Source organism: Pseudomonas retamae, from assembly GCF_043496865.1.
GTDB classification, from domain to species: domain Bacteria; phylum Pseudomonadota; class Gammaproteobacteria; order Pseudomonadales; family Pseudomonadaceae; genus Aquipseudomonas; species Aquipseudomonas retamae.
In genome coordinates this window covers 101,387-119,958 of record NZ_JBIEIL010000008.1, presented here as the reverse complement: position 1 = coordinate 119,958, position 18,572 = coordinate 101,387, and the positions used below count along the sequence as shown (strand labels likewise).

22 protein-coding genes are annotated in these 18,572 nt (G+C 60.7%); 11 read left to right on the top strand and 11 right to left on the bottom strand.

Annotated elements, in window-relative coordinates:
* Positions 1 to 5 precede the first annotated feature (5 nt).
* Both ACGSLL_RS17065 and ACGSLL_RS17060 read right to left on the bottom strand, forming a co-directional pair.
* The gene (locus ACGSLL_RS17065; protein ID WP_394507225.1) at positions 6 to 2,510 is read right to left on the bottom strand and encodes an ABC transporter permease; all 2,505 of its coding nucleotides are present in this window, start codon (positions 2,508 to 2,510) and stop codon (positions 6 to 8) included.
* Positions 2,510 to 3,193: an ABC transporter ATP-binding protein gene (locus ACGSLL_RS17060; RefSeq protein WP_090284986.1), complete on the bottom strand. Its 684-nt coding sequence runs from the start codon at positions 3,191 to 3,193 to the stop codon at positions 2,510 to 2,512. The genes ACGSLL_RS17065 and ACGSLL_RS17060 overlap by 1 nt, the downstream gene beginning before the upstream one ends.
* Positions 3,194 to 3,203: 10 nt before the next feature.
* Between ACGSLL_RS17060 and ACGSLL_RS17055 the strand changes: the two genes are divergently transcribed.
* From ACGSLL_RS17055 to ACGSLL_RS17045, 3 genes are all read left to right on the top strand, one after another.
* Positions 3,204 to 3,809, top strand: coding sequence for an arylesterase (locus tag ACGSLL_RS17055; RefSeq protein ID WP_394507224.1), 606 nt, complete (start codon positions 3,204 to 3,206; stop codon positions 3,807 to 3,809).
* A 57-nt stretch (positions 3,810 to 3,866) separates the two neighbouring features.
* On the top strand, positions 3,867 to 4,160 hold the full coding sequence (locus tag ACGSLL_RS17050) for a hypothetical protein (protein ID WP_003226812.1): 294 nt from the start codon (positions 3,867 to 3,869) through the stop codon (positions 4,158 to 4,160).
* Between the two features lie 199 nt (positions 4,161 to 4,359).
* Positions 4,360 to 5,331, top strand: a complete 972-nt coding sequence (locus ACGSLL_RS17045; RefSeq protein ID WP_090284982.1) for a L,D-transpeptidase family protein — start codon at positions 4,360 to 4,362, stop codon at positions 5,329 to 5,331.
* Positions 5,332 to 5,456: 125 nt separating this feature from the next.
* On the opposite strand, the gene oprI is transcribed toward ACGSLL_RS17045, so the two are convergent.
* Positions 5,457 to 5,708, bottom strand: coding sequence for an outer membrane lipoprotei OprI (gene oprI, locus ACGSLL_RS17040; protein ID WP_003183784.1), 252 nt, complete (start codon positions 5,706 to 5,708; stop codon positions 5,457 to 5,459).
* 638 nt (positions 5,709 to 6,346) lie between these two features.
* Here oprI and ACGSLL_RS17035 point away from each other — a divergent pair.
* Positions 6,347 to 6,628: a GNAT family N-acetyltransferase gene (locus ACGSLL_RS17035; protein WP_203418892.1), complete on the top strand. Its 282-nt coding sequence runs from the start codon at positions 6,347 to 6,349 to the stop codon at positions 6,626 to 6,628.
* Positions 6,629 to 6,688: 60 nt separating this feature from the next.
* Here ACGSLL_RS17035 and ACGSLL_RS17030 read toward each other — a convergent pair whose 3' ends face one another.
* Positions 6,689 to 7,765, bottom strand: a complete 1,077-nt coding sequence (locus ACGSLL_RS17030) for a 3-deoxy-7-phosphoheptulonate synthase (RefSeq protein ID WP_394507223.1) — start codon at positions 7,763 to 7,765, stop codon at positions 6,689 to 6,691.
* A gap of 129 nt (positions 7,766 to 7,894) precedes the next feature.
* Positions 7,895 to 8,338: a PilZ domain-containing protein gene (locus ACGSLL_RS17025; protein ID WP_208940296.1), complete on the bottom strand. Its 444-nt coding sequence runs from the start codon at positions 8,336 to 8,338 to the stop codon at positions 7,895 to 7,897.
* On the opposite strand from ACGSLL_RS17025, the gene ACGSLL_RS17020 reads away from it, so the two are divergent.
* The 5 genes from ACGSLL_RS17020 (at position 8,337) to cysB (ending at position 12,289) form a co-directional block, all read left to right on the top strand.
* Positions 8,337 to 8,723 carry a thioredoxin family protein gene (locus ACGSLL_RS17020; RefSeq protein WP_394507222.1) on the top strand — a complete coding sequence of 129 codons (387 nt, stop codon included), beginning with the start codon at positions 8,337 to 8,339 and terminating at the stop codon, positions 8,721 to 8,723. The genes ACGSLL_RS17025 and ACGSLL_RS17020 overlap by 2 nt on opposite strands.
* Positions 8,720 to 9,676 carry a putative 2-dehydropantoate 2-reductase gene (locus tag ACGSLL_RS17015; protein WP_394507221.1) on the top strand — a complete coding sequence of 319 codons (957 nt, stop codon included), beginning with the start codon at positions 8,720 to 8,722 and terminating at the stop codon, positions 9,674 to 9,676. The genes ACGSLL_RS17020 and ACGSLL_RS17015 overlap by 4 nt, the downstream gene beginning before the upstream one ends.
* Positions 9,677 to 9,697: 21 nt before the next feature.
* The gene (locus ACGSLL_RS17010; protein ID WP_394507220.1) at positions 9,698 to 10,603 is read left to right on the top strand and encodes a 5'-nucleotidase; all 906 of its coding nucleotides are present in this window, start codon (positions 9,698 to 9,700) and stop codon (positions 10,601 to 10,603) included.
* Between the two features lie 95 nt (positions 10,604 to 10,698).
* Positions 10,699 to 11,202 (top strand): universal stress protein, encoded by a 504-nt coding sequence (locus ACGSLL_RS17005; RefSeq protein ID WP_090284968.1) that lies wholly within the window; start codon positions 10,699 to 10,701, stop codon positions 11,200 to 11,202.
* Between the two features lie 112 nt (positions 11,203 to 11,314).
* The gene (cysB, locus tag ACGSLL_RS17000; protein ID WP_208940300.1) at positions 11,315 to 12,289 is read left to right on the top strand and encodes an HTH-type transcriptional regulator CysB; all 975 of its coding nucleotides are present in this window, start codon (positions 11,315 to 11,317) and stop codon (positions 12,287 to 12,289) included.
* A 9-nt stretch (positions 12,290 to 12,298) separates the two neighbouring features.
* Here cysB and ACGSLL_RS16995 read toward each other — a convergent pair whose 3' ends face one another.
* The gene (locus ACGSLL_RS16995) at positions 12,299 to 12,781 is read right to left on the bottom strand and encodes a GreA/GreB family elongation factor (protein ID WP_394507219.1); all 483 of its coding nucleotides are present in this window, start codon (positions 12,779 to 12,781) and stop codon (positions 12,299 to 12,301) included.
* 2 nt (positions 12,782 to 12,783) lie between these two features.
* On the bottom strand, positions 12,784 to 13,206 hold the full coding sequence (locus tag ACGSLL_RS16990) for a hypothetical protein (RefSeq protein ID WP_394507218.1): 423 nt from the start codon (positions 13,204 to 13,206) through the stop codon (positions 12,784 to 12,786).
* Between the two features lie 124 nt (positions 13,207 to 13,330).
* On the opposite strand from ACGSLL_RS16990, the gene earP reads away from it, so the two are divergent.
* Both earP and ACGSLL_RS16980 read left to right on the top strand, forming a co-directional pair.
* Positions 13,331 to 14,473, top strand: coding sequence for an elongation factor P maturation arginine rhamnosyltransferase EarP (gene earP, locus ACGSLL_RS16985; protein WP_394507217.1), 1,143 nt, complete (start codon positions 13,331 to 13,333; stop codon positions 14,471 to 14,473).
* Positions 14,474 to 14,521: 48 nt separating this feature from the next.
* Entirely contained in the window at positions 14,522 to 15,091 is a 570-nt protein-coding gene (locus ACGSLL_RS16980; RefSeq protein ID WP_003226785.1) for an elongation factor P, read from the top strand.
* A gap of 176 nt (positions 15,092 to 15,267) precedes the next feature.
* Here ACGSLL_RS16980 and ACGSLL_RS16975 read toward each other — a convergent pair whose 3' ends face one another.
* The 4 genes from ACGSLL_RS16975 to ACGSLL_RS16960 all read right to left on the bottom strand — a co-directional run bounded on the left by ACGSLL_RS16975 (position 15,268) and on the right by ACGSLL_RS16960 (position 18,554).
* Positions 15,268 to 16,278: an alpha/beta hydrolase gene (locus ACGSLL_RS16975; protein WP_394507216.1), complete on the bottom strand. Its 1,011-nt coding sequence runs from the start codon at positions 16,276 to 16,278 to the stop codon at positions 15,268 to 15,270.
* Positions 16,279 to 16,311: 33 nt separating this feature from the next.
* Complete coding sequence (locus ACGSLL_RS16970; protein WP_394507215.1) at positions 16,312 to 16,731, bottom strand: organic hydroperoxide resistance protein; 420 nt, start codon at positions 16,729 to 16,731, stop codon at positions 16,312 to 16,314.
* A gap of 329 nt (positions 16,732 to 17,060) precedes the next feature.
* A complete protein-coding gene (locus ACGSLL_RS16965; protein ID WP_394507214.1) occupies positions 17,061 to 17,516 on the bottom strand; it encodes a MarR family winged helix-turn-helix transcriptional regulator in 456 nt (151 codons plus the stop codon).
* Between the two features lie 81 nt (positions 17,517 to 17,597).
* On the bottom strand, positions 17,598 to 18,554 hold the full coding sequence (locus ACGSLL_RS16960) for a LysR family transcriptional regulator (RefSeq protein ID WP_394507213.1): 957 nt from the start codon (positions 18,552 to 18,554) through the stop codon (positions 17,598 to 17,600).
* Positions 18,555 to 18,572 lie beyond the last annotated feature (18 nt).

Genomic DNA, 18,572 nt, shown 5'->3' with positions numbered 1-18,572 from the left:
GTCTATCAACCCTCGCGCAACACTGTCAGCGGGCTGGCGTTCAGCGCACGACGAGTGCCGAACACACCGGCACCGCCGATCAGCACCGCGCCAATCAGTGGCAGCACCAGCAACCATGGATGCGGATGCCACGGCAGGTCGAAGGCAAAGCGATACAGCACCAGGCTCACCACTTCCGAACCGATGGCGGCGAGCAAACCGCTCACCGCACCGAGCAAGCCAAATTCGATGCGTCGCGCCTTGATCAGCAATTGCCGCTCGGCCCCCAGCGCCCGCAACAGCGCGCCTTGGCGAATACGCTCATCCAGTGTCGCTTGCAAGCCGGAAAACAGCACCGCCATTCCCGCCGCCAGGACAAACAACAACACGTACTCCACCGCCAGAGTCACCTGGGCGAGGATGCTGCGCAGTTGTTCCAGCAGCGCTTCGACCTGAAGAATGGTCACCGCCGGGAAGGTCCGCGACAGTTCGACGATCTGCTGATCATGACCGGACGCCAGATAGAAACTGGTCAGGTACGTCGCCGGCAGATCCTTCAACGTGCCGGGCTGGAAGATCATGAAGAAGTTCGGCTGGAAATTGTCCCAGTTGATCTCGCGCAGGCTGGTTACTCGGGCTTCACGGTTGACCCCGCCGACGCTGAATACCATGTGGTCGCCGAGTTTGAGTTTGAGACTTTCGGCGACTTTGCCTTCCACCGAGACCCCCGGCACATCGTCACCTGGCTGGTCCTTCCACCATTCACCGGCGGTGAGCTTGTTGCCGGGCGGCAGGTCCGCCGCCCAGGTCAGGCTCAAATCCCGTTGAATCGCACGATCCCCCGCCGAATCCTTGCTGACGATTTGCTGCACCGCTTCGCCGTTGATGCTGATCAGGCGCCCCGGCACGACCGGATAGAGTGGCGCGGCTTGCGCAGAGACTTTGATCAGGTGATCGGTAAAGGCTTGTTTGTCGCCCGGCAGGATATTCAGCGCAAAATAGTTCGGCGCGTTTTTCGGCAACTGGTTCTGCCAGGTGTCGAGCAGTTCGCCGCGCAGCAGGGCGATCAGGGCCATCGACAGCAGAATCAGACCGAATGCCAGTGACTGGCCCGCCGCCGCCAGCGGATGGCGCAGCAGTTGTCCCAAGCCCAGGCGCCACGGCAATGAGGCACGGGCGAGCATGCGCCGCAAGCTTTGCAGCAACAGTAACAGCAAGCCACCCAAGACCAGCGCCGCCACCACACCGCCGCCGAGCAGGGCGAAGGTCAGCAACAGATCCAGGCTCAGCCGCCACATGATCAGGCCGAGTGCGCCCAATGCGGCGCCGTAGACCATCCAGGTGCTCGACGGAATCGGCAGCATGTCGCGGCGCAACACCCGCAGCGGTGGCACGCGACCCAGTGCGGCCAGCGGCGGCAAGGCAAACCCGGCAAGTGCTACCAGCCCGGTGCCGATCCCGGCAAGCGCCGGAAACAGGCCGCCCGGCGGAACATCGGTCGGCAGCAAATCGTGCAGCAGCGCGAACAGGCCCAGTTGCGCCAGCCAGCCCAGCAGCGCACCGCTGAGGGCGGCGAGCAGGCCGAGGACCGTCAGTTGAATACTGAACAACAGCATGGTTTCGCGCCGCGACAGGCCGAGACAGCGCAGCAAGGCGCTGGCGTCAAATCGGCGGCTGGCGAAACGATTGGCCGACAGCGCCACCGCGACACCGGCCAGTAACACCGCGACCAGACTGGCCATGTTCAGATAACGCTCGGCTTTGCCCAGGGCGCCGCCGATCTGTCGGTTGCCGTCGCGCGCGTCCTGAATGCGCTGATTGGCGGCGAGACCGGGTTTGATCAGTTCCCGGTAGGTTTCCAGCGCCTGCGGTTCACCGCGCCACAGTTCGCGGTAACTGACCCGGCTGCCCGGTTGCACCACACCGGTGGCGGCGAGGTCGGCGAGGTTGATCATCACCCGCGGCGTCAGGCTATAGAAGTTGCCGGCGCGATCCGGCTCGTAGGTCAGTACTCGCGTCAGCTTCAGGGTTTTCATGCCGACGTCGATGCTGTCGCCGATTTTCAAATCCAGTGCAGTCAGCAGGCGAGCCTCGACCCAGGCTTCGCCGGGTTGCGGTTCGCCGCCCACCTCTTCGGGCGCGAAGGGTGCGGCGGCGCTTTTCAGTTCGCCGCGTAGCGGGTAGGCGTGGTCGACAGCTTTGATGCTCGACAACTGAATACCGTTGTCGGTCGCGATGACACTGGAGAATTCCACCACTTGCGCGTGCTGCAGGCGCAGTTCGCTGCCGCTTCGGATTTGTTCTTCGCGCGCTGGTGAGCTGCCCTCCAGGACCAGGTCGGCGCCTAGAAATTCGGTCGCGCGCAGGGTCATAGCGCCATTCAGGCGGGCACCGAAGTAGCCTATGGCGGTACTCGCCGCCACGGCCACTACCAAGGCAAAAAACAACACACGCAACTCGCCGGCGCGGGCATCGCGCAACAGTTGGCGTATCGCGAGACTGCACAGACGCAACAGCGGCAAACGCACCATCAAGGCTCCAGAGGGGCGACCAGGCGCCCGGCTTCAAGACGGATCAGGCGCCGGCAACGATGGGCCAGGCGTTCGTCGTGGGTCACCAGCACCAGGGTCGTGCCGCGTTCCTTGTTCAGCTCGAACAGCAGATCGCTGATGCGCTCGCCGGTGTGGCTGTCGAGATTGCCGGTCGGTTCATCGGCGAACAGCACGTCGGGTTCGGCGGCAAAGGCGCGGGCAATGGCCACGCGCTGCTGCTCACCACCCGAGAGCTGGCGTGGCGAGTGGGTCAAGCGTTGGCCGAGGCCGACACGCTCGAGCAATTGCGTCGCGCGTTCGCGGGCATCTTTGCGGCCGTCGAGCTCCAGCGGCAGCATGACGTTTTCCAGCGCATTGAGGCTGTCGAGCAATTGAAACGATTGAAAGACGAAACCCACATGTTCGGCGCGAATCCGTGCGCGCTGGTCTTCGTCGAGATTGCTCAGGCCTTGCCCGGCGAGCACCACTTCGCCGCTGCTCGGCAGATCGAGGCCGGCGAGCAGGCCGAGGAGGGTGGATTTGCCCGAACCGGAGGCGCCGACAATGGCCAGGCTGTCGCCCTTGTTCAGTTCCAGGCTGAGTTCGTGCAGGATAGTCAGTTCACCTTCCGCGCTGGCTACCACTTTGCTGAGGTCCTTCGCGGTGAGAATGCTTGCGCCCATGGAGAATCCGATGCGAGTGTGGTTTTTGAGTGCTGGCCTGGCCTTGATGTGCATGGCCCAGAACGCAGCGGCGGGTACGGTCCTGATCGTTGGCGATAGTATCAGCGCCGGTTTCGGACTGGATACCCGCCTGGGGTGGGTGTCGTTGCTCGAACAACGGCTCAAACAGGAGGGTTTCGACGACAAAGTGGTCAATGCCTCCATCAGCGGCGACACCAGCGCAGGAGGCCAGGCGCGGCTGCCGGCGCTGCTTGCAGAGCATAAGCCGGAGCTGGTGATCCTCGAACTCGGCGGTAACGACGGCCTGCGCGGAATGCCGCCAACGCAATTGCAACAAAATCTTGCCTCGATGATCGACAGCTCGCGCCAGGTGGGCGCCAAGGTGCTGTTGCTCGGCATGCAATTGCCGCCCAATTACGGCAAGCGTTACACCGATGCGTTTGCCGAGGTTTACGGCAAGCTCGCCGAGGAGAAAAACATCCCGCTGGTACCGTTTTTCCTCGAAGGCGTCGGCGGCCATCCGGACCTGATGCAGGCCGACGGTCTGCACCCGGCAGCCGGGGCTCAGGGCAAGTTGCTGGAAAATGTCTGGCCGACGCTAAAACCGCTGCTGTGAGGCTTTTCTAGCGGCAGGCTTTCGGCTAATGTGGCGCCCCCTTATTCGGAGGCCCCGATGCCGCGTCCTGCCTGGTCCCTGTTCGCCTACCAACTGATCGAGCCTGACGAACAGCTGGATCTGTTCGCCTGCCAGGAAGTGCGGGTGCATCTGGTGACCCGTCAGCTCGAGCTCGGCGGTTCGGCCGATCGCACCCTGTGCGGCAGTCTGTTGCCGGCGCAACCGCGCTGGTCGAGCGTGGATCGCCGGGTGTTTCAGGATCAGCGCCTGTGTTCGCTGTGCCGGGCGATTCTGGAGTCGCAGAAGCGCGGCACCTCGCCGATCTGGCCGGAGCTGCGTTTCGAGCTCTGAATGCTGGAAATCAAAATGTGCTCGCGAAGGGGCCTCGGCAGCTGACATTTTCGTTGCTGACACCCCGCCTTCGCGAGCAGGCTCGCTCCCACCCTGAACGCACCCTGTCGCCTATAGCGGCGCCACCTCCCCGAATTCCCGTGCCGCGGTGTACAATCGCGCGCTTATACCCTTGATGATCATGCGAAGGATTTTCCGGATGTTGCCGCGCTTTCCTGCCGTCACCCGCTGCCTGTCACTTGCCGCCCTGTGTGTGGCCGGTCCCGTTGCTGCATTGGAGCTTCCCCTGCCACCGCCCGGCGAAGACATCGTCGGCCAGGTTCAGGTGATCAAGGCCAAGTACGAAGATACGTTTGCCGATCTGGGCACCACCTACGATCTGGGTTATTCGGAAATGGTCGCGGCCAACCCGGGCATCGACGCCTGGCTGCCGGGCGCCGGCACCGAGATCGTTCTGCCAACGCGTTTCATCCTGCCGCCGGGCCCGCGCGAAGGCATCGTCATCAACCTCGCCGAATACCGTCTCTACTACTACCCGAAAGGTCGCGACGTGGTGTACACGTTCCCGCTGGGTATCGGCCGTGAAGGCTGGGGCTCGCCGATTGCGCATACCTCGATCATCGCCAAGACGCCTAACCCGACCTGGACGCCGCCAGCATCGATCAAGGCCGAGCACGCCGCTGATGGTGACCCGCTGCCAAACGTGGTGCCGGCCGGCCCGGACAACCCGCTGGGGCCGTTCAAGTTCACCCTCGGCACGCCGGGTTACCTGATTCACGGTTCCAACAAGAAATTCGGCATCGGCATGCGTACCAGCCACGGCTGCTTCCGCATGTTCAACAATAACGTGCTGGAAATGGCTGGCATGGTGCCGGTCGGTACGTCGGTACGAATCATCAACGATCCGTACAAGTTCGGTCGCAGTGGCGGCAAGGTCTATCTGGAGGCGCACACGCCTTTGGACGACAAGGGCAACCCGTCGGTGGTCGACAAGCACACCGCGGTCATCAATGCGATGCTCAAGCGTGAAGACATCACCAGCAACCTGCGCATGGACTGGGATGTGGTGCGGGATGTAGTCGCGGCAGAAGATGGCCTGCCGGTGGAGATCGCTACGCCGACCAACGCCCCGGCGCCGATGGTCACCAGCACGCCGATCGACCTGCAATAAGCCTGATCAAAAACCCGCCGATGCGTGCCGCGTCGGCGGGTTTTTTTATGGCCCGGACAAAAGCACCGGGCACAAAAAAGCCGACCCAGAAAATGGGTCGGCTCGATAACAATCCCGAGGGATTATTACTTGCGGCTAGCTTTTTCCAGCATGCGCAGAGCACGCTCGTTAGCTTCGTCAGCAGTCTGTTGTGCTTTTTGAGCAGCAGCCAGAGCTTCATCAGCTTTACGGTAAGCTTCGTCTGCACGAGCCTGGGAGCGAGCAGCTGCGTCTTCAGTAGCGGTCAGACGTGCTTCGGTTTCTTTCGATGCGCTGCTGCAACCGGTAGCCAGAACTGCGGCCAGAGCCAGAGCAGAGAATTTCAGAACGTTGTTCATCGTGTTCCCCTTCAAGGACTTTCAAATTAAGTGGCTGTCTCCTCACGATTGAGGAAATAGCCGGCGTACATACTACCCATTACTTGTAGTAAGTAAACTGACGTAGCGCAAGAAGCAAAAAAAATTGTAGGCGTTGATTCTTTTTCGAGCAACTTTTAAACGCGCTGTATAAAAAACATCCAGCTGCAAGCCCCGCCCCGAGCGACTTGATCGGAAAAAGTTCCCTGCTCGTGATGCTCTTTTCGCGTCTTCGGCTAAAGTCTGTCTAAATGAATTCGTCCATACTTTTGTTCCGTTTCTGTGAGCGGCTTGGCGTATCTTTTTGATGTTCAGGTGACTTTATAAAAGGTTGCACGTCTCAAGTCTCAACAACCGGCAATGTTCAGCTGAGCGGCCCGCGAAGATCTTCTTCCGGGACTGTCCTGCGTCCCCCGGAGCAACCCTGCGCAAGGCGCTCGATGACGAGCGCATCTTGAGCATTCCCGCCAATGGTGCCTACTATTTATCAGGTGTCAGGGTGCGCGAGATCGGTGTGGCTCTTCTCGGTGTCCGTCAGGCACGGGGTGGCGTAGATGTTCCTTCGCCGGGAAAACATCGGTAAGGTAGGGGTCACAATCCAAGACCCGCGAGGAGTAGTGATGAGCGAGGCGTTGTCCATCCACCATGACCAGGCTGGTCATCAGTTCGAGACCACCGTGGACGGTCATCGTGCCTACCTGACCTATATGGATCTGGGGAAACAGACCCTGGATATCTACCGCACGTTCGTGCCCAACGCCCTGCGTGGCCGTGGCGTCGCTGCCGCGCTGACCGAAAGTGCGTTGAATTACGCTGAAGAAATGGGCTACACGGTGATCCCGTCGTGCTCCTACGTCGAGCGCTACATGGAGCGTCACCAGCGCCGCGCTGCGAAGATCTGAGCCGCACTCACAAAAACGCCGGGCAATGCCCGGCGTTTTTTTATGCCTGCGAAACGTCGATCAGGTGCGCTGACGTTTCGGCAACACGTCCTTGAGCTTGGCGTGCATGCTGCGCAGGGTGGTCTCGGTGGCGGACCAGTCGATGCAGGCATCGGTGATCGACACGCCGTATTGCAGATCGGCGAGGTCTTTCGGGATTGCCTGGCAGCCCCAGTTCAGATGGCTCTCGACCATCAGACCGATGATCGACTGGTTGCCTTCGAGAATCTGGTTGGCGACGTTTTCCATCACCAGCGGTTGCAGGGCCGGGTCCTTGTTGGAGTTGGCGTGGCTGCAATCGACCATGATGTTCGGCTTGATCTTCGCTTTGTTCAGCGCCTGCTCGCACAGGGCGACGCTGACCGAATCGTAGTTCGGCTTGCCGTTACCACCGCGCAGCACCACATGACCGTAGGCGTTGCCTTTGGTGGTGACGATCGACACGCCGCCTTCCTGGTTGATCCCGAGGAAGCGGTGCGGGCTCGACACCGACTGCAGAGCGTTGATCGCCACGGTCAGGCCGCCATCGGTGCCGTTCTTGAAGCCGACGGCCGAAGACAGGCCGGAAGCCATTTCCCGGTGGGTTTGCGATTCGGTGGTGCGCGCGCCAATCGCCGACCAGCTGATCAGGTCCTGCAGGTACTGCGGCGAGATCGGGTCGAGGGCTTCGGTGGCGGTCGGCAGGCCTTTTTCCGCCAGATCCAGCAGCAACTGGCGACCGATATGCAGGCCGTCCTGAATCTTGAACGAGTCATCCAGGTACGGGTCGTTGATCAGGCCTTTCCAGCCCACGGTGGTGCGCGGCTTTTCGAAGTACACGCGCATCACCAGATAGAGGGTGTCGGACACTTCTTCAGCCAGCAGCTTGAGGCGATCGGCGTATTCGTGGGCGGCCTTGATGTCGTGGATCGAGCACGGGCCGATCACGACGAACAGACGGTGGTCGGTGCCGTCAAGAATGTTGCGAATCACTTCGCGGCCCTTGGTGACGGTGCGCAGGGCGGCGTCGCTCAGAGGGATATCGCGCTTGAGCTGATCGGGAGTGATCAGGGTCTCGTTAGAGGCGACGTTCAGGTCGTTGATCGGTAAATCAGCCATCGTTTACTCGTCAGGTCACGGGTGCCGGCCGCCAGCGATCCCCGCGCGGCGGGGCACAGCAGATTTAGCGCGTCGGGGGAGCCGAACCTTAGCGCGTCGGGCGCGGCTCGACAATGGGCAAACGGCGCTTTAGTCCAATGTCGGCGGCATAAAAGCCTTGCGCACGGTGTCGTGGGAGAACTCGTCGGCGTGCTGCTCGACCCATTGCAAGGCCAGCGCCTGAATATCCTGCAGATCGTCGTGGCTGTTTTTCATCCGGTAGAAGCGCTCGATCTGACACACTTGCTCACCCATTCGCGCACTGAACAGCGTCTGCTCATCGGTGAAGGCGATGCCTACCAGATAGCCTTTCTTGCGGCGCAGACACCACGCCACATAGCCCGGATAACACAGCTCGGCGTTGACGCTGGGCATGCGCACCTGCAGGGCGGTGCCATGGCGCCACGCGCGGTGGTAATTGCAAGCGATGCCGCCGAGGCTGATAGTGTGCAGCTGTTGTCTGGAAATGCATTCAGGCTTGAGCAACGTCAATTCAACCGGCACTTCGTCCGGATGAGGAATGAAACGTCCCATGAGCACAGACTCCCTGTGTCGGCCATCTGACATTGTTTCCCCCAGTATAGTGGTCGAATCCGAACTGACCGATTTCGACGCCGACCAGCGCCTGTTGGCGATGAGCGGCGTTTCTCTGGTGATATTCACCAGCGTCGGCTGCGCCAGTTGCCGCTATGCCCGCGAAGTGTTGCCGGGGCTGCCACTGGCCGTTGATCGACTGTGCTGGATCGATGCCGGCGACAACGGCGGGCTGGTTGAGCGTTATCAAGTGTTTCATTTGCCGGCGCTGTTTGTGGTGCGCGACGGCGAGTTCTTTGGTGCGTTGCACACACGCCTGACTGCCGGTGCGCTCAACGCCGCGCTGGCGCAGGCACTGGATCGAACTGCAGAGGAGTTGCCGTGATGGGGGCAGTGCACAAACCCGTGGTGGGGATTATTGGCACCGGGGCGATTGGGGGTTTTTACGGGGTGATGCTGGCGCATGCTGGCTTCGATGTGCATTTTCTGTTGCGCAGCGAGTTTTCAGCGGTGGCCGAACGCGGCTTGCAGGTCAACAGTGCCGTGCATGGCCCGCTTGTACTGAACCCGGCGCAGGCCTATCGCGGCGCCGCCGACATGCCCAAATGCGATTGGTTGCTGGTGGGCGCCAAAACCACCAGCAACGTCGACCTGGCGCCGGCGATCATCGAGGCGGCCAAGCCAGACGCAAAAGTGTTGTTGCTGCAGAACGGCCTGGACGTTGAGGACAGCTTGCGCCCATTGCTCCCCGATTCTCTGCATCTGTTGGGCGGCTTGTGCCTGGTCTGTGTACATCGAGAGGGGCCTGGGGTAGTCACCCATCAAGCCTTGGGCGCGGTAAACATCGGTTATCACAGCGGCCCGGCCATTGATGAGATGGCGCGCATGGCGATTGTCGAGGAGGGCGCCGGGTTGTTTCGCACTGCCGGCATCGATTCCCAGGCGATGCCCAACCTGCATCAGGCGCGCTGGCAGAAACTGGTGTGGAACATTCCCTACAACGGGCTCTCCGTGTTGCTCGGCGCCGGTACCCGCGCGCTGATGGCCGATGCCGACAGTCGCGCATTGATCCAGGCGTTGATGGCCGAAGTGGTGCGGGGCGCCAAGGCCTGTGGCCACGACATGCCGCCGGGCTACGCTGATTACCTGTTCAGCATGACCGAGAAAATGCCCGACTATTGGCCAAGCATGTACCACGACTTTTTACACAAGCGGCCAATGGAGCTGGAAGCGATCTATGCTCGCCCACTGGCGGCAGCGCAAGCGGCGGGCTGCGAACTGCCGCGCATCGAATTGCTGTACCGCACTTTAGGATTTATCGACCGACGCGACCTTTAACCGGTCGCTCTGGGGGAGAACATGGCCAATAACATCGATGACAAACTGGTGCTGGCGATTTCGTCGCGCGCCTTGTTCGACCTGAGCGAAAGCCACAAGGTCTATCTGTCGAGTGGCGTCGAGGCCTATCGGCAATATCAGATCGAACACGAGGACGAGATTCTTGCGCCCGGCGATGCTTTCCCGCTGGTGGAGAAACTGCTGAGCCTGAACAGCCGCCTCGGCCGCGCGCGGGTCGAAGTGATCCTGGTCTCGCGCAACAGCGCCGACACCGGGCTGCGTGTGTTCAATTCTATCCATCATTATGGTCTGGCGATTTCCCGCGCGGCATTTGTTGGCGGGCGCAGTCCTTATCCTTATCTGAAAGCCTTTGGCTGCGACCTGTTTCTGTCCACCCATGCCGAAGATGTGCGCGCCGCGCTGGACGCCGGGTTTGCCGCGGCGACGATTCTGTCCGGTGGCGCCAGCCGTGCTGCCAGTGACGAATTGCGCATCGCCTTCGACGGTGATGCGGTGATTTTTTCTGACGAGTCGGAGCGTATTTATCAGTCCGGCGGCCTCGCCGCGTTCCAGGCCAAGGAGCGCGAGTCGGCGCGCGAGCCGTTGCGCGGCGGCCCGTTCAAGGGCTTTCTCGCGGCGCTCAATCTGCTCCAGCGCGAGTTTCCCGACGATGCCTGCCCGATCCGCACCGCGCTGGTCACCGCACGCTCGGCGCCCGCTCACGAGCGGGTCATCCGCACGTTGCGCGAGTGGGACATTCGTCTCGACGAATCGCTGTTTCTTGGCGGCCTGACCAAGTCGGCATTCCTCGAAGCCTTCGCCGCTGACGTGTTCTTCGACGATCAGACCGGACACTGCGAACTGGCCCGTGAGGTGGTCGCCACCGGGCACGTGCCCCACGGCATCAGCAACGAGCCGTCAATTTAAACCCTTTGGCTCAAGACGTTGCGTCGCCCGTCGTACTCGTCAAGGCACTGCTAAGCTGAATCAATCTCCGCCATGTTGGCTTGCGAGGAGGTCATATGATTCGTTCGATGCTGTATGCCACTGACCTCGGTCTGTACGCCCCGTTCGTGATGCAGCATGCCCTGGCGTTGGCGCGCACCTTCAATGCCGATCTGTACGTGGTGCACGCGGTGGAGCCGATGGGGCTGTTCGCCGAATCGGTGTTGCAGAGTTATCTCGACGAGCAGGCATTGAACGAATTCCACAGTCAGGGTCTGAAAACAGTCATCGCCAATATCGAGCAGCGCGTGCTGGAGAGCTTTCGCGAAGAACTCGGCGACGATGGCGAACTGGACCTGCAGCGCATTCGTGCGGTGCGCGTACTGCAGGGCGATCCGTCGCAGGTGATTCTCGACCAGGTGCAGAAACTCTCGGTCGATCTGCTGATCGTCGGCAGTCATAGCCACGGGGTCGGCGCGGAAACACCCTTGGGACGGACGGCGGCGCGGGTTCTGCAATTGGCCAAGGTGCCGGTTTATCTGGTGCCATTGGTCGAGCGTCGGCGGCGTGAAGATCGCTGAGGCAAAATAATGGCGCTTCGATGAAAAAGTTCTAGATTTATTCTTCAAACCATTAATATAGTTATATACCGTCGCTGATGCCCGTGGCGTCTACCTGCTTTGAGGGATTGATATGAAGCTTCAACAACTGCGCTACATCTGGGAAGTGGCGCACCACGACCTCAACGTTTCCGCTACAGCCCAAAGCCTTTACACCTCGCAACCGGGCATCAGTAAGCAAATCCGTCTGCTGGAAGACGAACTGGGCGTCGAAGTGTTCGCCCGCAGTGGCAAACACCTGACCCGCGTGACCCCGGCCGGCGAGCGCATCATCACCACCGCTGGCGAGATTCTGCGCAAGGTCGAGAGCATCAAGCAGATCGCCCAGGAATTCTCCAACGAGAAAAAGGGCACCCTGTCGATCGCCACCACGCACACCCAGGCCCGTTATGCGCTGCCACCGGTGATCAGCAATTTCATCAAGCAATATCCCGACGTGGCCCTGCACATGCATCAAGGCTCGCCGATGCAGATCGCCGAAATGGCCGCTGATGGCACGGTCGATTTCGCCATTGCCACCGAAGCGCTGGAGCTGTTCGGCGATCTGGTGATGATGCCATGCTACCGCTGGAACCGTTGCGTGGTCGTGCCCCAGGGTCACCCGCTGACCAAGCTGCCGAAGCTGACCCTGGAAGCCCTCGCCGAATACCCGATTGTGACCTACGTGTTCGGTTTCACCGGCCGTTCAAAGCTCGACGAAGCCTTCAGCCATCGCGGCCTGACGCCGAAAGTGGTGTTCACCGCTGCCGACGCCGACGTGATCAAAACCTACGTGCGGCTGGGTCTGGGCGTGGGCATCGTGGCGAAAATGGCGGTCGACACCAAACTCGACAACGATCTGGTGGTGCTCGACGCCAGCGAGTTGTTCGAGTCGAGCGTGACCAAGATCGGTTTCCGTCGCGGCACGTTCCTGCGTGGTTTCATGTGCGACTTCATCGAGAAATTCGCCCCGCACCTGACCCGCGAAGTCATGGCCAGAGCCATTCAATGCCACAACAAGCAGGAACTGGAAGAACTGTTCGACGGCGTCGAACTGCCGGTTCACTGATCCGCTGTCTCAGAGCACCTCGGTAACAGCAAATTGTTGCCGGGTGCCCGCCACCAGAATCTCCACCTCATCGCCCTCGAACTTGCCCAGCAGGCTTTTGCCCAGCGGCGAGCGCGGGGTGATGACGGTGATCGGCTGACCCACCACATCGACTTTCAGGCCCGCCGCGTCCGGCGCCAGGAACAGCCATTGCTCGCGGCCCTTTTCGTCTTCCAGACCGAGCAGGGCGCCGATCTCGATGCCACGCTGTTCATCGTAGGCACGCAGCGTCAGGTTCTGGCACAGCGCCAGCGACTGGCGAATCTCTTCGACCCGTTTCGCCTGACCCGCCGCCAGATACGACGCCTCCAGCCCCAGTGTGTCGTACTTGTTTTCGGCAATGTTCTCTTCGTGAGTCGCGGTTTCGTAAGCGGTCTGCGCAGCGCGCTCGGCGATGTCGAGGTCGATGCGCAGTTTGCCGAGAATCAGCTGGTGGACGGTGTGTTTATTCATGATCAATCGCAAAATTGTAAAACGTTGGCGCGGCTCTTTTCGCTGGGCGCGGTCTGGTCCTGCTGCAGCCAGAACTGGCATTTGGGGTTGGACGCGTTGCGCGAATTGGCGCGCGCCTGATCCAGTCGAGCCTGCTGTTCGTTCTTGCGCAGGTTTTCTTCGTACTGCTCGAACAGCGGATTCTGCGGCGGGATGTCTGGCCGGGCTTGCACAGACGCAGGCGCAGGCGCAGGCGGATTGGCGATTTGCTGCACGGCCTGCGCGACCGGCGCAAGCTGCTCGGCAAAGATGAACCGCGACAGCAGCCAGCAGGTCAGAGCGATGGCGAGGAAGCCCAGCCACATGCCCAGGGCGATGCTGCCGATCAGATGCAGAGCGCTAAGCTGAACAGGCAAGGGGCGACGCGAACGGGGACGGTAGGGCATGGCTGCCTCCTGGCGGTTGAATGCGGGCAAGTGGCGATTGTCGCACGAAGATTAATCGGCGTCGGCTCTTCTGCGCGAGGGCATTTATGCGGACAATCGGCGCTTTTGCCAACGGGAGCCTTGAATGACTGAAACGAACACCCGCTGGGATATTTTCTGCACCGTCGTAGATAACTTCGGCGACATCGGCGTGACCTGGCGCCTGGCCCGACAACTGGTTGCCGAGCATTCATTGACAGTGCGCCTGTGGGTCGATGATCTGCGCGCCTTCGAACGTATCTGCCCACAGATCGATATCGACGCCGCGCAGCAATTTCAGCAGGGCGTCGAGGTGCGGCACTGGCCCGAGAAATGGGTGCACACCGACGCCGCTGACGTAGTGATCGCCGCGTTCGCTTGCAATCTGCCCAGCGATTACATGGACGCCATGGCCACGCGTGAACGGCCGCCGCTGTGGCTGAACCTCGACTACCTTAGCGCCGAAGACTGGGTCGTCGGTTGCCACGGATTGCCCTCGGTCAAATACAAAACGGTGCAGAAGATTTTCTTCTTCCCGGGCTTTCAGTCAGGCACCGGCGGACTGTTGCGTGAGCGCGGCTTGCTTGAGCAGCGTCGGCAGTTTCAGCAGGATGCCGCAGCGCAGCGACAATTTCTGCAAGGGCTGGGCATCGAGCGCGCACCTGATGCGCAACTGATTTCGCTGTTCGCCTACGAGAACCTCGGGCTGGCCAGTTGGCTCGACGTACTGGCCGCCGCCGATACACCGACCCATCTGCTGGTGCCGGAAGGCCGGATTCTCGGCGATGTTGCGCGTTGGCTGGAGGTGGAGACGCTGACCGTCGGCGCCATCCATCAGCGTCAGGCGCTGACCGTGCAGGTGCTGCCGTTCGTCCGTCAGGATCAATACGACCATTTGCTCTGGTGCTGCGATTTCAACGCGGTGCGTGGTGAGGACTCGTTCGTGCGTGCGCAATGGGCGGGGCGGCCGATGCTCTGGCACATCTATCAGCAGGACGAAGACATCCATCTGGACAAGCTCGACGCCTTCCTCGCGCTGTACACCAAAGGTCTGTCGCCGGCGGCTGCCGAGGCGATGAACGGTCTGTGGCGCGCCTGGAGCGCAGGCCAGCCGATCGGTGAGCACTGGCTCGCGGCCCGCAAACACTGGCCAGAGCTGCAGGAAAACGCCGAGGCGTGGTGTCTGGAACAGGCCTTGCAGGCGGATCTCGCCACGGCGCTGGTACAGTTTTACCTAAATTGGATATGATACGCGGCCTAGATTTTTGTAAATCCCATCCAAATTCGGATATTCGCAATGAAAACTGGTAAAGAACTCAAACCCGGTACCGTGATCCGTATCGACAACGATCCTTGGCTGGTTCAGAAAGCTGAATTCACCAAGTCGGGCCGTAACAGCGCGATCATGAAGACCAAGCTGAAGAACCTGCTGACCGGTTACAAGACCGAAACCGTTTACGGTGCGGACGACAAGCTGGACGACGTGATCCTGGATCGTAAAGAAGCCACCCTGTCGTTCATCAGCGGTGACACTTACACGTTCATGGACACCACTGACTACACCATGTACGAGCTGAACGCCGAAGACATCGAAAGCGTTCTGCCTTTCGTTGAAGAAGGCATGACCGACGTTTGCGAAGCCGTGTTCTTCGAAGAGCGTCTGGTTTCCGTAGAACTGCCGACCACCATCGTGCGTCAGGTTGACTACACCGAAGGCTCCGCTCGCGGTGACACTTCCGGCAAGGTGATGAAGCCTGCCAAACTGAAGAACGGTACCGAGCTGTCGGTTGCCGACTTCATCGAAATCGGCGACATGATCGAGATCGATACCCGCGAAGGCGGTTCCTACAAAGGCCGTGCGAAATAAGCACTGCTTTTTACGGAAAGAAAAAACCCGACCATTGAGTCGGGTTTTTTTGTGCCTGTGTTAACGCCCTGCATCCTGTGGGAGCGAGCCTGCTCGCGAAGCGGTGTGTCATTCAACGAAGCGTTGTCTGACAGGACGCCTTCGCGAGCAGGCTCGCTCCCACAATGGCGTTGGGTTTATTTCAGATGCTCTTTCAGCTCTTGCGAAGCCTGCAACATCGCCGAACGCACCGCTGGCACCTGGCTGACCACGTTGAGCAAACCGTAATCGTGGATCATGCCGTTGTAACGCACCGACGTCACCGGCACACCGGCTTCGTCGAGTTTGCGCGCATACGCTTCGCCTTCATCGCGCAGTACATCGGCGCTGGCGGTTTGCACCAGTGCTGGCGGCAGACCTTTGAGTTGCGCGGTGGTAGCGCGCAGCGGTGAGGCGTAGATCTCGTTACGCTGTTTAGCGTCGGTGGTGTAGTTGTCCCAGAACCACTTCATCATGTTGCGAGTGAGGAAATGCCCCTCGGCATACTGGTTGTAGGAGCCGGTATCGAAGTTGGCATCGGTCACCGGCCACAGCAACACCTGGTATTTGATCGCCGGTGTGCCCTTGTCTTTGGCCATCAGCGCAACCACTGCGGCCATGTTGCCGCCGACGCTGTTGCCGGCCACGGCCAGGCGTTTGCCGTCGACGTTGATCTCCTTGCCGTGTTCCGCCACCCATTTGGTGGCGGCGTAGGCTTGGTTGATTGCCACCGGGTAATGCGCTTCCGGCGAAGGGGTGTAATTGACGAACACCGCCGCCGCACCCGAACCGGCCACCAGATCGCGAACCAGGCGCTCGTGGGTCGGGAAATCCCCCAGCACCCAGCCGCCACCGTGGAAGAACATGAACACTGGTAGCTCGCCTTTGACCCCGGCCGGCCGGACGATGGTCAGGCTCAACGGTTGACCATCAACCTGGATGGTCTTCTCGCTGACATCGGCTTTTGGCAGTGTCAGTTTGACCCCGGACTGCGCGCCGACCAGCACGGCGCGAGCATCCTTGGGCGACAGCTGCTCGATCGGCTTGCCGCTGCCGGCATTCAGCGCATCGAGAAACGCCTGGGTGTTGTGCTCGACATCACCGGCGAAGGCGCTGTGCACGGACAGGGCGAGAAGGGTACCGGTCAAGACTTTGCTGAAAGTGTTCATGTTCATTTCCTTGTTCGGGCCGGGGCTCAGTGATTACACGGTGACGTGCAGACGGACGTCGACGTTGCCACGGGTGGCGTTGGAGTACGGGCAGACCTGGTGAGCAGCGTCGACCAGCGTTTGCGCATCGGCTTGTTCCAGACCTGGCAGGCTGATGTGCAGGTCGATGTCCAGACCGAAGCCACCGGGGATCTGACCGATGCCGACGTGGGCGGTGATCGACGCGTCATCCGGAATCTTGTGTTTGGTCTGGCTGGCAACGAATTTCAGCGCGCCGATGAAGCAGGCCGAGTAGCCGGCAGCGAACAGTTGCTCAGGGTTGGTCGCCGCACCGCCAGCACCGCCGAGTTCTTTCGGCGTGGCGAGTTTGACGTCGAGGATGTTGTCGCTGGAGATCGCACGACCATCACGGCCGCCAGTGGAAGTTGCGATTGCGGTGTAGAGAGTTTGCATGGTGTGAGCCTCATTGGGTGTGGTGTTGTGCGCTAATTGTTTGCGCGCTAAGTAGGTGTGAAGAAAATGTATAGCGCTAATGTTTAGTGCGCAAGATAAATTTTTGGAAAAAGTCCGATTTCATTAAGGGTCAAGGTGTTGAGCGGGGCTGCAAGGCTTGATCTAGAGCGGTTGGCGACGGGTTTTTCGATGTGAGGAATATTTTTGGTATCGCAGAAAACATTCTGGGAGCGAGCCTGCTCGCGAAAGCGGTGTGTCATTCAACGAAGTGTTGTCTGACAGGACGCATTCGCGAGCAGGCTCGCTCCCACAGGGGAATGTGGTGGGGCTTAATTCAGGCTGTCTTGCAGATGCCCGCGCAGTGCTTGTAATTCCGCTTGCAGCTTCTGTAGGCGTTCCAGAGTAAAGCCGCTGGCGCCAAGAATGCACTGGGGAATACTTTGCGCCTTATCGCGCAGCGTCCGGCCTTGTTCGGTCAGTTCGACGATGACCACCCGCTCATCCTCACGACTGCGCGTGCGGCTGAGCAGGCCTTCCGCTTCCAGACGCTTGAGCAGTGGCGTCAGTGAGCCCGGATCGGTGAGCAGGCGCGAGCTGATTTCTCCGACCGTCAAACCATCCTGTTCCCACAACACCATCATCGCCAGGTACTGCGGATAGGTCAGGTTCAGCGCCTGCAGCAGCGGCTTGTAGACCTTGGTCATCATCAGCGAGGTGGAGTGCAGGGCGAAGCAGGCCTGATTAGCCAGCAGCAGATCGTCGCAGGTGTCGCGTTCGGAAGTCATGGTGCAAGCCTTGTTCAGTGAAGCAATGAATCTAGCGCTCGAATCTTTAATGCGCCAGATAATTTTCCTTTGACCTTGAGCCTAGTGCCGGCCCAGATCCCGTTGCAGCGCCAGATCCCAGGGAGGCACAGGGCTGAAGCGGGTTTTCAGGTATTCCAGCAGCAAGCGACTGCGCGAGTGGGTTTGTTGGCCCATACGCAAAGCGTAAATGCCAGCGGATTCCGCCCCGGGCAAGCCGTTGTCGCAGAACAGCGCCAGCAGTTCGCCGCGCACCAGGTATTCACTGGCCAGCCAGGTCGGCAGGTGGGCGATTCCCAATCCGGCCAAAGCGCCGCAGACCAGTGCTTCGGCATTGTTGGCGCTCAGGCGGATGCGGCCTGGACGGTGCAACTGCAATTGCCCGTCGAGTTGAAAACGCCAGGCGAAGGGCGGGGCGAGGCCGTCCCAGTCAAGCCCGTCGTGTTCATTCAATTGCGCGGGATGGCTCGGCACGCCACGGCGTTTCAGGTAATCGGGGCTGGCGCAGGCGATGCGCACGATGCTTGCCAGCGGCGTGGCGACCAGGCGCGTGTCGGCCAATTGACCGGCACGCAGGACCAGATCGACTTTGCCCAGGTTCGACCCGTCCATGTCGATAAAGCTGTCGATCAAATGCAACTGCACGTCCAGGCCCGGGTATAACAACAGAAAGTCAGCGAGGACCGGTGCCAGATGGCGGCGTCCGAACGCGGCGGGCGCGTCGATGCGGATCAAGCCTTCCGGTGCACTGCTCAGGGACACCGCTTCGGCGCGGGCCAATTGCAGCTCGGCAACGATTCGCCGTGCGCGTTCGGCAAAGGCCAGCCCGGCTGGCGTTGCGCGCACCGCATGGGTGCTGCGCACGAACAGCTGGCTGCCCACCGCGCTTTCGAGATTGTCGATGCGTCGGGCGACCGCCGAAGGTGTGAGCGGATGGCGGCGTGCAGCGGCGGAAAAACTGCCGCTTTCCAGTACATCGAGAAACAGTCCGAGCTGATCGGTCAGTTGATTGGGGTTCATGGTATTGAGCGCTTATGC